The organism is Halovibrio variabilis (assembly GCF_007991175.1).
Classification (GTDB): domain Bacteria; phylum Pseudomonadota; class Gammaproteobacteria; order Pseudomonadales; family Halomonadaceae; genus Vreelandella; species Vreelandella variabilis.
Genome location: NZ_BJXV01000011.1, coordinates 16714 through 30409 on the forward strand (window position 1 = coordinate 16714; position 13696 = coordinate 30409).

General features: G+C 53.6%; 13 protein-coding genes and 1 other RNA gene. 7 read left to right on the forward strand and 7 right to left on the reverse strand.

Features of this window, described 5'->3' with window-relative positions:
• Position 1 precedes the first annotated feature (1 nt).
• Positions 2–580 (reverse strand): UPF0149 family protein, encoded by a 579-nt coding sequence (locus tag HVA01_RS10545; RefSeq protein WP_146875380.1) that lies wholly within the window; start codon positions 578–580, stop codon positions 2–4.
• A 181-nt stretch (positions 581–761) separates the two neighbouring features.
• Here HVA01_RS10545 and HVA01_RS10550 point away from each other — a divergent pair, with 181 nt between their 5' ends.
• The 3 genes from HVA01_RS10550 to HVA01_RS10560 all read left to right on the forward strand — a co-directional run bounded on the left by HVA01_RS10550 (position 762) and on the right by HVA01_RS10560 (position 2098).
• Positions 762–1061, forward strand: coding sequence for a cell division protein ZapA (locus tag HVA01_RS10550; protein ID WP_146875381.1), 300 nt, complete (start codon positions 762–764; stop codon positions 1059–1061).
• A 99-nt stretch (positions 1062–1160) separates the two neighbouring features.
• Positions 1161–1343: non-coding RNA, 6S RNA (ssrS, locus tag HVA01_RS10555), on the forward strand.
• A gap of 38 nt (positions 1344–1381) precedes the next feature.
• Positions 1382–2098 (forward strand): 5-formyltetrahydrofolate cyclo-ligase, encoded by a 717-nt coding sequence (locus HVA01_RS10560; protein WP_146875382.1) that lies wholly within the window; start codon positions 1382–1384, stop codon positions 2096–2098.
• A 412-nt stretch (positions 2099–2510) separates the two neighbouring features.
• Here HVA01_RS10560 and ilvA read toward each other — a convergent pair whose 3' ends face one another.
• A complete protein-coding gene (gene ilvA / locus HVA01_RS10565) occupies positions 2511–4025 on the reverse strand; it encodes a threonine ammonia-lyase, biosynthetic (protein WP_146875383.1) in 1515 nt (504 codons plus the stop codon).
• A 203-nt stretch (positions 4026–4228) separates the two neighbouring features.
• Between ilvA and rpiA the strand changes: the two genes are divergently transcribed.
• Positions 4229–4903, forward strand: coding sequence for a ribose-5-phosphate isomerase RpiA (gene rpiA / locus HVA01_RS10570; protein ID WP_146875384.1), 675 nt, complete (start codon positions 4229–4231; stop codon positions 4901–4903).
• Between the two features lie 66 nt (positions 4904–4969).
• On the opposite strand, the gene waaA is transcribed toward rpiA, so the two are convergent.
• From waaA to HVA01_RS10585, 3 genes are read right to left on the reverse strand one after another with little or no spacing between them, the layout of a single operon-like run.
• A complete protein-coding gene (gene waaA, locus HVA01_RS10575; RefSeq protein WP_146875385.1) occupies positions 4970–6262 on the reverse strand; it encodes a lipid IV(A) 3-deoxy-D-manno-octulosonic acid transferase in 1293 nt (430 codons plus the stop codon).
• Positions 6262–7692: a bifunctional D-glycero-beta-D-manno-heptose-7-phosphate kinase/D-glycero-beta-D-manno-heptose 1-phosphate adenylyltransferase HldE gene (gene hldE / locus HVA01_RS10580; protein ID WP_146875386.1), complete on the reverse strand. Its 1431-nt coding sequence runs from the start codon at positions 7690–7692 to the stop codon at positions 6262–6264. Before hldE ends, waaA begins: the two co-directional genes overlap by 1 nt.
• Entirely contained in the window at positions 7682–8779 is a 1098-nt protein-coding gene (locus HVA01_RS10585) for a glycosyltransferase family 9 protein (protein WP_146875387.1), read from the reverse strand. The genes hldE and HVA01_RS10585 overlap by 11 nt, the downstream gene beginning before the upstream one ends.
• Here HVA01_RS10585 and HVA01_RS10590 point away from each other — a divergent pair.
• On the forward strand, positions 8778–9491 hold the full coding sequence (locus HVA01_RS10590; protein WP_146875388.1) for a 3-deoxy-D-manno-octulosonic acid kinase: 714 nt from the start codon (positions 8778–8780) through the stop codon (positions 9489–9491). The genes HVA01_RS10585 and HVA01_RS10590 overlap by 2 nt on opposite strands.
• A gap of 1 nt (position 9492) precedes the next feature.
• Here the strand turns inward: HVA01_RS10590 and HVA01_RS10595 are convergent, their stop codons facing one another.
• Positions 9493–10398: a hypothetical protein gene (locus tag HVA01_RS10595; RefSeq protein WP_174787777.1), complete on the reverse strand. Its 906-nt coding sequence runs from the start codon at positions 10396–10398 to the stop codon at positions 9493–9495.
• A 198-nt stretch (positions 10399–10596) separates the two neighbouring features.
• Positions 10597–11715 (reverse strand): glycosyltransferase family 4 protein, encoded by a 1119-nt coding sequence (locus HVA01_RS10600; RefSeq protein WP_146875389.1) that lies wholly within the window; start codon positions 11713–11715, stop codon positions 10597–10599.
• 84 nt (positions 11716–11799) lie between these two features.
• On the opposite strand from HVA01_RS10600, the gene HVA01_RS10605 reads away from it, so the two are divergent.
• On the forward strand, positions 11800–12840 hold the full coding sequence (locus tag HVA01_RS10605) for a glycosyltransferase family 9 protein (protein ID WP_146875390.1): 1041 nt from the start codon (positions 11800–11802) through the stop codon (positions 12838–12840).
• 9 nt (positions 12841–12849) lie between these two features.
• Positions 12850–13614 carry a glycosyltransferase family 2 protein gene (locus tag HVA01_RS10610; RefSeq protein ID WP_146875391.1) on the forward strand — a complete coding sequence of 255 codons (765 nt, stop codon included), beginning with the start codon at positions 12850–12852 and terminating at the stop codon, positions 13612–13614.
• Positions 13615–13696: the final 82 nt, after the last annotated feature.

The window sequence follows — 13696 nt, forward strand, 5'->3', positions numbered from 1 at the left end:
ATTAATGAACGGGCGCGTCGGTTTGCTCGACTTGTGGCATGCCGGGGTGCTGTTCGGTATACAGCAGCATCGCGGCCATGCGGGCATGCTCGGTCAGCGCAAACAGATCGTTTTCATTTTCGGGGCTATCGTCGATGTCGGTATCGATACGTCCCAGGGCTTCTAAGTCCCCAATCGCCTCGCGAAGCGCCTGAGACCAGCGTTCGCGAAGGTCGTTGTCAGTCACCTCATCCACCACTTCGATAAAGCCTAGCGTCCAGTCTTTAAGCCCCTGCGCCTGCTCGCCTAACGAAAACAGTTCATCAGGCAGCAATGGCGTATAGTCCAGGTCGCTGGCGCTTAACGCCTCCAATGTTTGCCGCCGCCAGCCAAGCAGCCGCTCGGCGCTGGCCTGATCGCGAGGCTGTTCAACGCCTAAACTCTGGCAGACTTCGTCTAGCCACGCTTCGGCACTGACATCGCGAAGCGCCAGCAGCGCGCATAAACGACCATCCAAAAAAGCCGGGGACTGCATGCTGCCATGCAGTAGAAAAACATCTGCTACGTCAGAGAAATCCTGACGTTCATCAATCAATGACATCGTCGTTACTAACCTCTTATTTACTGGGTGTGTAGGCAATAGGGTGACGGCAATGGTACCGACTACTGGCGCCTGCGCGTTGACCGCGCACAAGCGCCTCTCTTATAGTGAGCAACACCTATCTTCCTATGCAGTGATGTTAACGCATTGGGCCCCTTGCTGGCCCGTGCTGGAGTCTTTGATGAGTAACGCCAAGCGGCCAACCAAAGAAGTAAGCCTGTTAGGGCGAGGTTATATCATTGCCTGTGACACGGGCGAAGAAGCCAAACTGGATCGCGCCGCGCGCTACCTAGACCGCGCCATGCAGGGCATCAATGCCCAAAGCAGCGTTCTCGGCAGTGAACGCGTTGCCATTATGGCGGCGCTCAACATCACCCACGAGCTTCTCGAAGCCATGGATGAACAACGGGCCAGTGAAGAGCATCTTAACCGGCTAAATGCTCGCCTTGAACGGGCATTGGCCAAGACCCGCCAGCCCTAGGCATTGGCTAAAAGCAGCGTTATCTATAAATAGCCTGAAAACGCCGCAAACGTTTAAGCCACCCCTTTGGCATTCGCCGCTGCTCTGTTAGGATGGCGATGTTCTCTGGGGTGTGCGCCAGTCGTTAAAGTCCCTCGAGCCTATGCGTAATACCCAGGGGGCCAAATGCTAGCCAGACCCGTGTGCATGTCCGTGCGTCGGAAAGCCTGACGGTCTGGCTGCGGCCACCCACCTGAACCAGTAGGTTCAGGGCCAGAACGACAGCGGCACCTTGGAGAACACCCCGCTACCAAGCCTATGTATGGGGGCAACATTTAGCTATGCACAACCTCCATCACGACCCATCCCGTCAAAGCCCAGATCTGCAAAGCCCAGATCTGCAAAGCCCAGATCTGCAAAGCCCAGATTCTCTAAACCAAGCTCTTCAAAACAGCCCGCCCGATATCGATAAGCGCGCGTTACGCCGCTTTTTGCGTCGCCAACGCCAAGCCCTTTCTAAACGCGAACAGCGTGACGCTGCAAAGCGACTGTGCCACCGTTTGCAAACGCTGCCTGAAATTACCCGCGCGCGACGCTTGAGTCTTTACCTGCCTGTTAACGGCGAAATCGATCCCACGCCGCTACTCCCATGGCTGCGCAAACGTGGGGTGGCTATCTATTTACCTGTTCTGTGCCCGTTTAGCGCTAATCGTCTCTGGTTTGTCGCCTACCACCCCAACACGCCGATGGTAAAAAACCGCTTTGGTATTTGGGAGCCGGATAGTCGATTTAGCGCCCAGCGGCGAAACCGCTTGCCCGCCTGGGCGCTGGACACGCTGATCGTGCCGCTGGTGGGGTTTGATAACCAGGCTAACCGGATGGGCATGGGCGGCGGTTTTTATGACCGCAGCCTCGCCTTTATGCGCCGCCCTGGCCCGTCGCCCACCTTGATAGGCGTTGCCCACGCCTGCCAGCGGGTGGCGGCGCTACCCGTTGAGCCTTGGGATGTCCCCTTAAAGGTAGTGGTCAGCGATCAAGACTGCGTGCGGCGTCAATAAAAAAGGGCCGATCCTCTATCTAGAGGGTCAGCCCATGTTGCTATTGCGGGTTAAAAGCGATGCCACAGCGCTGGGGGCTAACTCCCCGACAACGCCTGCGCGTAACCAGTGGCGAGTACCCCTAATGCAAACACAATCATTAACGCCATTACCATATCAGGCTTTTTACGCCGCATACCGCTTCTCCAACACCTTTAACATTGCCGAATGGATTAAATCTGCCATCTATCGCTGTCATCAACGTGGTGGCAGATCGCATGAATTCCGCTTACGACTATAGGTCTATCAGGGCATCGTTGACAACGGCTTAAAGAGGCTTTTTTTACCGCTATTTAAATCTTTTGACCCTCTTATGTAGCTGAGTGGCTGCGCCGCTCATGGTTAGCAGCCACTTACATACAAGCGCGTATGGTTACGCCATGAAGAGTCGATACGCCGGGTTATCGCTCTCGCGCCAGTAGCGATAGCCAATCGCATCTAAATACTCCGCCACATGGATGCGGTCGCCGTTAGGCACTTGCATACCCACCAATACCCGACCATAAGCCGCACCATGGTTGCGATAGTGAAATAACGAGATGTTCCAGTCGTGAGGCAGTTGGGTTAAGAAGTTCATCAGTGCGCCCGGGCGTTCGGGGAACTCAAAGCGATAGACCTCCTCCTCAAATCGCTCGCTAGGACGGCCGCCGCTCAGATGGCGGATATGCAGCTTGGCTAGCTCATTATCGGTAAGGTCTTCTACCTGATACCCGCCTTCACGCAGCTTATCAATCACTGCTTGGCGGTCTTCGCCACCGGGTTTGACCTGGATACCCACGTAAATATGCGCTTCGCTACTATCGGCATAACGGTAGCTAAACTCGGTCACCATTCGCTTGCCTACCGTGCGGCAGAACTTCTTAAAGCTGCCGGGTTTTTCAGCAATGGTGACTGCCAGGATCGCTTCACGCTGTTCGCCAAGCTCCGTGCGCTCGGCAATGTGCTGCAAGCGGTCAAAGTTGGTGTTTGCCCCTGAGTTAATGCACAGCAGCGTCTCGCCTTCGGCGCCGGTTTGCTGAATATATTTTTTCAGCCCCGCCAGCGACAGCGCCCCGGAGGTTTCCGCTACCGCGCGGGTATCTTCAAAAATATCTTTTACCGCCGCGCACATTTCATCGGTGGTCACGGTGATCACATCGTCGATTAAATCTTTCATCAGCGCGAAAGGCACCTCGCCAATCTGGGCCACCGCAACGCCTTCGGCAAACACGCCAACCTGGTCGAGCACCACGCGTTCGCCAGCTTCTAGCGCGGCGTTAAGGCAGGCACTGTCTTCGGCTTCTACCCCTATAATTTTGATATCCGGGCGTAAATATTTCACATACGCTGCTACGCCAGCAATTAGCCCGCCGCCGCCTACCGGTACAAAGATGGCATCTAAGCGGCCAGCGTGTTGGCGCAGAATTTCCACGCCGATGGTGCCTTGACCTGCCACCACATCGATATCGTCAAACGGCGGAATATAAGTATAGCCGTGCTCTTTGATCAGCTCTTGGGCGTGTTCGGCAGCCGCAGCAAAGGCGTCACCTTTAAGAATAACCTTGGCCCCGCGCGCGCGCACCGCCTGCACTTTGATCTCAGGCGTAATACGCGGCATGACAATCACCGCTTTGACGCCCATCAGTTTGGCAGCCATGGCAAGCCCCTGAGCATGGTTACCGGCAGAGGCGGCAATCACGCCTTTATCTTTTTGTTCCTGGGTGAGCTGCGTCATTTTGTTGTAAGCACCGCGAATCTTGAACGAAAATACCGGCTGTAGATCTTCGCGCTTAATCAAAATCTGGTTGTTGAAACGACGCGACAAAAAGGGAGCTGGAGAAATCGGGGTCTCACAAGCGGCTTCATAGACGCGGGCTTGGAGGATCTTTTTGACGGTTGCTTCGAGCATGCGGGTATCCCAAGGAAAAGACGTGAACGGACAAAACATTCATTGGTAGCAGATTACACCTAGCGGCGTCTACATCGGCAGGTAACGTTTAGACCGCAGACCGCTATACTAGCGTTCTACCTCTGTTGTGACGAACTCTGTTGTGACGACTTATTTTATGACGAACTCTCTTCTAACTTACTAGGCTTATTATGAAACCAGCGATGAACCAGGATGAATTGAAGGCCGCCGTGGCGGACGCAGCGATTAAAGAGATTGAACCGCAGTTGGAAAAAGACACTGTCCTGGGTATTGGCACCGGCTCCACGGCCAATCTGTTTATCGATCGCCTAGGCCCGCTGCGCGACCGCTTTAAAGGCGCGGTGGCCAGTTCAAACGCCAGCGCCGAGCGCCTAAAGAAACTGGGTATTGACGTGTTTGAGCTCAACAGCGTCGGAACGGTGCCTTTCTACATAGACGGTGCAGACGAAGTAAATGCTAACTTACATATGATCAAAGGCGGTGGCGCAGCGCTTACCTGCGAAAAAATAGTCGCGGCCTGCGCCAAGCGTTTTATTTGCATCGCCGACGGTTCAAAGTACGTGCCGCAGTTAGGCAGCTTTCCGCTGCCGGTAGAAGTCATTCCCATGGCGCGTTCCTATGTTGCCCGCGAGTTGGTGGCACTCGGCGCCGAGCCGGTTTATCGCCAGGGGGTGGTCACTGACAACGGCAACCAAATTATCGACTGTTTTGAATTTACCATCGCCGACCCGGTGGCCATGGAAGCGCGTATCAACGCTATCGTCGGCGTGGTGACCAATGGCCTGTTTGCCGCCCGGGGCGCCGATGTGCTGCTATTGGGTAAAGCAGAGGGCGTGGAACGCATAGCACTTAAATAGAGGCGCTTAAATAGAGGCGCTTAAATAGAGCCGCTTAAATAGAGGCGCGCAAATAACAGCGCTGCATTAACCGGGCAGCAGCGACGCCAAGCCGCTCAAGGTGCGGGCCAGGGCGCCTTTGTGTGTCTCAATGGCCGCGCGCCCAGCGCGGCCAGCCTTCTGGGCGCGCTCAGGGTTAGCAAAATAGTCTGCCACGGCGTCTGCCACAGCGTCCGGGCTATCGACAAGAAGTAGCGAACCTGCCGCTTGCAGCGGTTCAGCCACATCGGCAAAGTTCTCAATCGAGGGTCCGCTAATAACCGGCCGGCCTAACGAAGCTGGTTCGAGCACATTGTGTCCGCCCAGCGGTACCAAACTCCCCCCAACAAACGCCACACTGCCAGCGGCATACAATGTTCCGAGCTCACCTAGCGTGTCCCCCAGATAGACTTGAGTTTGCCTTGTGACAGGCTGCTGCTGGCTACGACGGCTTAACGCCCAGCCGTCGGTTTGGCAACGTTTAGCGACCTCATCAAAGCGCTGGGGGTGGCGCGGCACCAACACCAGCAGCGCATCCGGGTAACGTTGCAACACCTGACGATGGGCCCTAAGCAGCAGCGCTTCTTCACCTTCCCGGGTGGAGCCTGCTACCCAGACCGGCCGCCCTCCCCATTCTTGAAGTAAGCGTTCACCCTCGCTGAAGGCTTTTTCGTTACTGGGCATATCAAACTTCAACGAACCAACGACCATAGTTACCGCCGTGCTGCACCCCAACGCTTTAAAACGCTCGGCATCATCACGTGACTTAGCCGCTAGCCAATTCACCTTCGACAAGGCGCCAGCCATTAACGGGCGCAGGCGTCGGTAACGTTTAAAGGCGCGGGGCGATAAACGTCCGTTAACGACGGCCACGGGCACGCTTTGCTGGTAGCAGCTATTCAGTAAATTGGGCCACAGCTCGGTTTCAAACATGATCGCCAGCACCGGTTGAACACGACGGACAAAACGCTTGGCAGTGCCGGGAAAATCCAGCGGTAGAAAACAATGGGCAAGCCTTGCTTGATCGACTGGGATTTGCTCGTTAACCAGCGCTTGGACCTGCTGAGCACCTGTCGCGGTCATGGTTGTAAGCAGTAGGCTATGCGCCGGATAATGCGCGAGCAGCCCTTCAATCAGCGGCCGAGCGGCGCGCACTTCGCCTACCGAGGCACAGTGAAGCCAGATGCGCGGTGCGGCAGGTAGCGGCTTAAGGCGCCAGCCAAGCCGCTGAAGACGCGAGTAAGTAGGCACTTGCTCACGCCAGATACGCCAGCCAATCAGTGGTGAGAGCGCATACAACGCCGCTGAGTAAGCAAGCCGAGGCCAGGTAGGGAAAACCATCAGCGCTCGCGATCAATAATGGAGCTAATCATCGCCGAGGTCGAAACACCGTCTTCAAAGCCCAATACCTTGACCTCGCCCCCGTTGGCCATCACCGCCGCGCCACCGGCGATATCCTCCGGACGGTAGTCGCCCCCTTTGACCAAAATATCGGGCAACACCGCTTCAATCAGCGCCTGTGGGGTGTCATCACTAAACGGCACCACCCAATCCACGGCGCCTAGCCCCGCCAACACCTGCATACGCCGGTTTAAGGGATTAATCGGCCGCTTGGGGCCTTTTAGGCGGCCAATCGAGGCGTCATCGTTAACCGCGACGATTAACCGGTCGCCCAGCCGCTTGGCCTGCTCCAGGTAGGCGACGTGGCCAGCGTGCAAGATATCAAAACAGCCGTTGGTCATTACCACTTGCTCACCGCGCAGCTGGGCGGCACGCACCGCTTCAATCAGCACATCGGGCTCAATCACGCCAAATTCGGCCAGTTTATCGCCGTGTAACGCGGTGTAGAGTTCAGCGATCGACAATGTGGCCGTGCCCGGCTTGGCGACTACCAGCCCAGCGCCCAGATTGGCCAGCATCATTGCCTCGGGGAACGCATGGCCAGACGCGAGCGCTAGCCCCATCAAGCCAATAACGGTGTCCCCTGCCCCGGTTACATCGAAGACTTCCTGGGCGCGGGTGGGTAAGTGCAGCGGCGCATGCCCTTCGCGAATCAGCGTCATGCCCTTTTCGCTGCGGGTAATCAGCAGCGCTTCCAGCGCCAGCTCAGCGCGCAGCGCTTCACCTCGGCGGGATAACTCGGCATCGGTCGCGCAATGGCCGACCACCGCTTCAAATTCTGTCAGATTGGGAGTAATTAAACTCGCCCCACGGTATTTGCTGAAATCCTGGCCTTTGGGGTCGATCAGTACCCGCTTGCCATGCGCGCGGGCTTTAGCAATCAGGTTTTCCACCTGGTTCAGCGTGCCTTTGCCATAGTCGGAAAGAATCATCACATCGCAGTTGGGTAGCGCCGTTTCTACCTGGGTCGACAGCTCACTGGTATCGACATTGTCCAAACGCTGCTCGAAATCCAGGCGCAGCAGCTGTTGGTTGCGGCTCATCACGCGCAGCTTGGTAATGGTGGGTATCTCAGAGCTACGCTGTAAGTGAGTACTTACACCCGAGCCAGTCAGGCTGGCTTGTAGAATCCGGGCGTTCTCATCATCACCGACCACACCCGCCAACAGCGCATGGCCGCCTAGCGAGGTGATGTTCAACGCCACGTTAGCCGCACCGCCTGGGCGATCCTCAGCGTCCTCCACACGCACTACTGGCACCGGTGCTTCCGGAGAAATACGCGAGGTCCCGCCATGCCAATAGCGGTCTAACATCACATCTCCCACGACCAGTACACGGGCGTGCTCTAGGGCGGTCAAATCAATTTTCATCGGTGCTCCCTGCGCTGGCAGTCAAAGCAGTATGCGCCAGCAACGCATCCAGCTTGGCAATCACATCGTCGGCTTTAATCAACGTCATGGCGTTTGGGTGGCGTACCCTCTGGCCCCATTTCACCTCTTCCACCGATTTATGCAGATAGGTGCGCACGGCTTCGGGGTAAGCGTTGAGCGCAAACTCGCGCCACAGATAGGGCGCAGCGCGCTGGGGATTGGTGGACGCATAAAGTCCCAACGCAGGCGTTCCCATCGCATTGGCCATATGGATAGGACCGGTATCCGGCGCAATCACCGCCCGTGCGTGGTCAATCAGTGCCAATACGCCCTTCAGAGAGGTGCTGCCAATGGCGTTGATCACGCTCCCCGACTGGCACAGCGCGCCAATTTGATCGCCTATTGCACGCTCCTGAACGCTACCACCACCGGTCAATATACTTTTCAGTCCGTGCTGTACCCAGGCATGTTCGATCACGCTAGCGTAGCCTTCTACCGACCAGTTGCGAAAATTACGCAGGCGCACGTTGCTGCAGGGGTTAATGACTAGATAAGGGGCGTCACCACTGATGGCCTGGGCTTCATTACGTGCCGTATCGGGCACTGGTAAATCCCACGCTAAGTGGTCATCCTCTACGCCAAGCACCCGGGCAAAGTCCATAAAGGACTCCAACACATGGGCCTTGGGGTGCGGCGCGAGCTGGTGCTGGGTAAACCAGTGCTGGGCGTCTTTGGCGCGCGCCTTGTCATAGCCCACGCGGACGTCGGCCTTAAGCCCCAGCGACAAAACGCTGGCACGGATAGCCTGCTGCATATGCAGCAGCACATCAAAGCGCGTATCGGCAAGCTGGCGCCATAGTGCGCGCATTCCGGCAATACCGGTAGACTTGTCATAAACAACGAACTCGACCCCGGAAAGCCCCGCCAGTAGACTGTGTTCCCCCTTACCGATAATCCAGGTAATGCGCGCGTTGGGCCACTGGCGCTGCAACGCCCGCACCGTGGGCACGAGATTGCAGACGTCTCCTAAGGCGGAGAGGCGCAAAATGGCAATATGGTTAGGTTGAACAGGTAACGAGGGCTTCATGCGCTTAACGGCACTCCGGCAGGAAAATAATCTGATTTTACATGATGCGGACAGTTTATGTGACGCGCCGGAAACACACCAAATGGAACCTACTCTGTTCACTAGCGATTACTGGCGTGAGCGGGGATTAATTGTGGGCGAAGCCCCCGGCCGGGGTAGCAGTTTGTTCGTGCAGGCAACGCCTACTGAACAGTGGGTGTTAAGGCCCTATCGCCGTGGCGGCATGGCAGCCAACCTCAGTGAAAAACGCTACTTATGGACAGGCGTCGAGCGTACCCGAGCATTTCGAGAATTGCGCTTAACCGCCGCACTTTTTGAGCAAGGACTACCGGTACCCCGCCCCCTGGCAAGCAGTGTTACCCGCTATGGATTAACCTATGAAGCTACGTTAATCACTGTGCGTATTGCCGGTGCCAGAGCGTTGGCCGAGCTGCTAACCAACGACCTAGCTGATGACGCGTTGCTGCAGCGGGTAGGGGTTATGATTAGGCGCTTTCACCAGGCAGGGCTTGATCATGTTGACTTGAATGCTCGTAATATACTGGTCGATAGCAGTGGCAAGCCTTGGCTGATTGACCTTGATCGTTGCCGAGTGCGTGCATCAGGCAAATGGCAAATGGCCAATTTAGAGAGGCTAGAAAGGTCAATGAATAAGTTTAAGCCTGCCATGAACCTCGCCCCTATTATCCAAGGCTACCGTGCAAACAGCTGAACTACCTATGCGACCCTTTCCCGGGAGGCCATATAAAGCTTTCTGGAAACGACTGTGGATCTAAAGGGCCAGGTTCTGTTTCAGGCACACAATACTGTAATGCCTTTACCATGCGCTCCAACGCTTTAGCGCCATGGGTCTTTTGCGTTACTTTTTCCCACCAATCTTGATGAACTGCTTTCACCTTCACCGGCACGGTTGGCAAGCCTAAGTATTGCGCCATCGCAAGGCGATGTAGGCCTCGATTTATTTTTATCAAACGGCCATCCCTACTCACTGCAACACCTAATTCATCTTTCCCTTTCTGCTGATCAAACCCGTTAAGGGCCATGTCATCCATAAAGTTCAGGTAAACACGCAGGTAAATAAGGATTCGTTCTTCAGTATCCAGCAAAAGGCCCTGCTGGTGGGAGGACCACGGCTGACCGCTATCGACTCGCGCTTTAAGGCCACGAAACGTATCGCTGACGGTTAAATCATCGCGATGTATATCAATATCGCTGATAAAACGATAGCGCGAGCCATAGCGCAGATCTTCTCGTCGCAGGTCCCAATCGCCGTTCCAAATAAACGCCGATGATGAAGGCCGTCGACGTTTAGGAAGTTCACGCCAATCACGGATGTGCACCAGTTCACGTGGATTCACATGAAGTATTAGCCGTGTATCCAGTTGCTGTTCAACGACGCGGCGGGGTAAACCCAACTGCTTGACCCAGGTGCTCCCAAGCAACTCATGCTTCCACAGTTTGAAAATCATACGCTCAAGAGGGACGCCTATCACCATTTGAAAGCCATCACGCACAGCCGCCTGGAGACGAGCACGCTGCACCGGCCAGTACATTCGGGCGTCAGCCAGTGGAGAAAAAGCCGGATCTCCGCCGGGTGGTATCGGCAATCGACGTTGCATAAGATTCTCAGTAAGGAGCAGGGTAATTCTGCTATCCAAAATAGTAACCCACGATCATAACGGAGCAACATCCGCTGGTTCCAAAACGCTAGTGGAACGGCTTGTCAATAATAGAACTGATGGGTGTTGCTGCAGCAGGCAGGGTTCTATGATTAAGTGCTTGTACCAAGCGGCGACAGTGGTGCCGGATCATCAGGCTTATACAGAAGCACTGTAAATATCAGTTAAGCGCTTCACATGCTGTTTGTTACTAAACTGCTGCTCAACACGCCGTCTGGCAGCATGCCCCATGATTTGGCGCTTGGGCGCATCGCGTATCATCGTCGTTATCGCCTCTCGCCATGCGCTAATGTCGTGAGGATCCACAAGGAGACCTGACGCACTGTCGACTAGCTCCGGTAACGACCCCGTGTTAGAGCCAATAATGGGCATTCCACACGCCATCGCCTCAATAATTGTCAGACCAAACGCTTCGTTTTTCGAAGGAATACACACTATATCGAGCGCAGGCAGAATCTCAGTAAGGTCGTTGCGATGTCCCAGAAAGGTAATCTTATTCGCTAATGGTGATCCCGCTATTAATGTTTGCAGGCTCTCATAAAAACTATCTACCCCCCCAGACGAGGAGTCTGTACCGCCAATGGAAATCGCGTGAAAATTGAGCTGGGGGTCAAGTTCAAGTAGCGCCTTTACCCAGACATCTTGTCCTTTGCCGGGGGTTACGCGCCCTGGCAACCCAATCAGAGTAGCATCAGCAGGAATGCCTAACGCTTCGCGTTTAGCGCAGGTGATTTTTCCATCGTTGCAAGGCCGGTACTTATTGATATCAACCCCATGAGGTAAGCAAATAATATGTTGGCTAGGTACCGGTAAGTTCCTAACATTCCGACGGTATGTTGCCTGACTAATGGATATCACGCGATCTATCTGTGCATAGGCAAGGCGATGATAAGGGCCCTTTTTAGGACGTTGCCCGCCCACATGATCAGTATAAAAGACTTTTAATCCTGGTATCAAAAACGCTAAAAGAGTGGTTAACCTTAAGTCACTCGACTTATGGCAATGAATTATATTAATGTTCTCTTTAATCAACCAACGGCGAACACTCAATATGTTAGCAACGGCATAGAAATTGCTTTTAAACGCTTTGTAAGGAACGTTATTGCGCTGCATGTACTCTTCGACTTTGGACTTCTGAAGGCAAATGCCGATGGTATCCCAGCCATCCTCCTTAAGGTCTTCAATAATGCGGTCAATATATAGCTCCATTCCTCCCTTGCCATCGGATAGACAGAGTTGAAGTACTTTCTTCGCCATTTTCCTACCTACTCAGCCACTTACGGTTAAACAAACCATGCAATTTCTTGTAGTATACAGTCTGTTTTTAATGGGGTCTAAGCCATGGCACAAAAACTGCTTGTCGTCCGTAACGACAAAATTGGTGATTTTATGCTGGCATGGCCAGCGCTGGCCTGTTTGAAAAAAGCATCGCCGACACCCCACGTTACCGTGCTGGTACCGGCCTATACTGTCTCCCTGGCCAAATCTTGCCCTTGGGTGGATGAGGTGATCATTGATCCAGGCGACTCCACAGACCAAGCGGCTAGGCAAGAGCTTCTCCGCGAAGTGAAAATCGCGCGATTTGACGCGCTGCTGACGCTATTCTCAACGCCGCGTATTGGCTGGTTAGGTTGGCGAGCTGGCATCCCTCTACGCGTAGCGCCAGCCACCAAGTGGGCCCAAATATTCTATAATGTAAAGGTAAGCCAACGCCGCTCCCATTCGGCAAAACCCGAGTATCAGTACAATGTTGACTTAGCCTGCGAGCTGATAAGTCAGCTCTCTTTGACACTATCCGCATTGCCATCTCCGCCCTTCTGGCCGCTAAGCGATCGTCATCGCCGACAGCAATATCTGGCGCTCAAAGAAACTAGCCGGACGGCAGGTAAGCGTATCGTGGTGGTTCACCCAGGCAGCGGCGGCTCAGCCGTCAACTTATCGATTGAGCAATACGCAGCACTTATCACGCAGATCCAACAGCAGCTATGCGACATGCCTGTTAGCTGGCTAGTTAGCGCTGGTCCCAGTGAACAATCCTATGCTCAAGTGCTGATTGATCAGCTCGCTAAGGCGGGGGTATTGGCTGATCATTTTCCAGCCAGCGAGAGCGTAGCGGGTTTTGCCCTTCAGCTTGCTGGCGCGGATATGTTGATTGCAGGCTCTACTGGCCCGCTGCATATTGCAGGCTGTTTAAATATTGCCACAGCGGGCTTTTACCCTGCCAAGCGTTCGGCTACGCCCCTTCGCTGGCAAACCTGCAATAGCGACACAATGCGCTTGGCGTTTAGTCCGCCGGCCAATGCTCAAGCGCAAAATATGGCGGCCATAGATATTACTTCAGCTGCCAACGATATTGCCTTGTTTTTAACTTCTGAATTTTAAGGGAACATCATGAAATCAATGACTGGCATTGTCATCACTTTAAATGAAGCTGATAACATTGGCGATTGTCTAGACTCGCTAAAACAAGTATGTGATGAACTAATCGTTGTAGATTCCGGCAGTGCTGATAGCACTGTAAAAATTGCTGAAAGCTATGGTGCGCAAGTCATTCATCAAACATACCTTGGAGATGGGCCACAGAAAGCGTTTGGCGTACCTTATGCGAAAAATGACTGGATTCTTGCCTTAGATGCCGACGAGCGGTTAGATAATGATGCTATTCTAGCTATTAAAAATATTGAACTCGATGATCCTACCATCGCCTATAGTTTTAACCGTAAGAACTATGTGGGAGACCATTGGATCAAAGCTGCTGGGTTTTATCCAGATAGCGTTGTTAGGCTATATAATAGGAAAACGTCTAGGTATCTAGATAAAAAAGCCCACTCATCTGTTTCATCGCCCACTGTTCGACATACAAAAACACATCTTAGACACCTAACGTATAGAGATCTATCTAATTGGGTTTCACGCATTAATACATTGTCAACCCGAGATGCTTGGGCAATGAAAGAGAGTGGTAAAAAATCATCTTCTATTAGCCCCATAGTTCATGGTACTAATGCATTAATACGAAAATTAATTTTTAAAGGTGGTATTTTCCAAGGTAGTGATGGAGTTTTAGTTGCCGTCACCACTGCTTTTCACGCTTACATAAAATACGCAAAGCTTAATGAACTTAATATAAAAGACAAAAACACAACCAATAAATAAATCAAACAACTACCCAAAGTTATATGCCTCTTTCACTAACACCCTATTCAGAAAAATTTAGGAAACTATATCAACAACTAAC

Coding starts and splice junctions, on each gene's coding strand:
- HVA01_RS10545 (WP_146875380.1), bottom strand. CDS start 580: ATGTCATTGATTGATGAACGTCAGGATTTCTCTGACGTAGCAGATGTT.
- HVA01_RS10550 (WP_146875381.1), top strand. CDS start 762: ATGAGTAACGCCAAGCGGCCAACCAAAGAAGTAAGCCTGTTAGGGCGA.
- HVA01_RS10560 (WP_146875382.1), top strand. CDS start 1,382: ATGCACAACCTCCATCACGACCCATCCCGTCAAAGCCCAGATCTGCAA.
- ilvA (WP_146875383.1), bottom strand. CDS start 4,025: ATGCTCGAAGCAACCGTCAAAAAGATCCTCCAAGCCCGCGTCTATGAA.
- rpiA (WP_146875384.1), top strand. CDS start 4,229: ATGAACCAGGATGAATTGAAGGCCGCCGTGGCGGACGCAGCGATTAAA.
- waaA (WP_146875385.1), bottom strand. CDS start 6,262: ATGGTTTTCCCTACCTGGCCTCGGCTTGCTTACTCAGCGGCGTTGTAT.
- hldE (WP_146875386.1), bottom strand. CDS start 7,692: ATGAAAATTGATTTGACCGCCCTAGAGCACGCCCGTGTACTGGTCGTG.
- HVA01_RS10590 (WP_146875388.1), top strand. CDS start 8,778: ATGCGCTTAACGGCACTCCGGCAGGAAAATAATCTGATTTTACATGAT.
- HVA01_RS10585 (WP_146875387.1), bottom strand. CDS start 8,779: ATGAAGCCCTCGTTACCTGTTCAACCTAACCATATTGCCATTTTGCGC.
- HVA01_RS10595 (WP_174787777.1), bottom strand. CDS start 10,398: ATGCAACGTCGATTGCCGATACCACCCGGCGGAGATCCGGCTTTTTCT.
- HVA01_RS10600 (WP_146875389.1), bottom strand. CDS start 11,715: ATGGCGAAGAAAGTACTTCAACTCTGTCTATCCGATGGCAAGGGAGGA.
- HVA01_RS10605 (WP_146875390.1), top strand. CDS start 11,800: ATGGCACAAAAACTGCTTGTCGTCCGTAACGACAAAATTGGTGATTTT.
- HVA01_RS10610 (WP_146875391.1), top strand. CDS start 12,850: ATGAAATCAATGACTGGCATTGTCATCACTTTAAATGAAGCTGATAAC.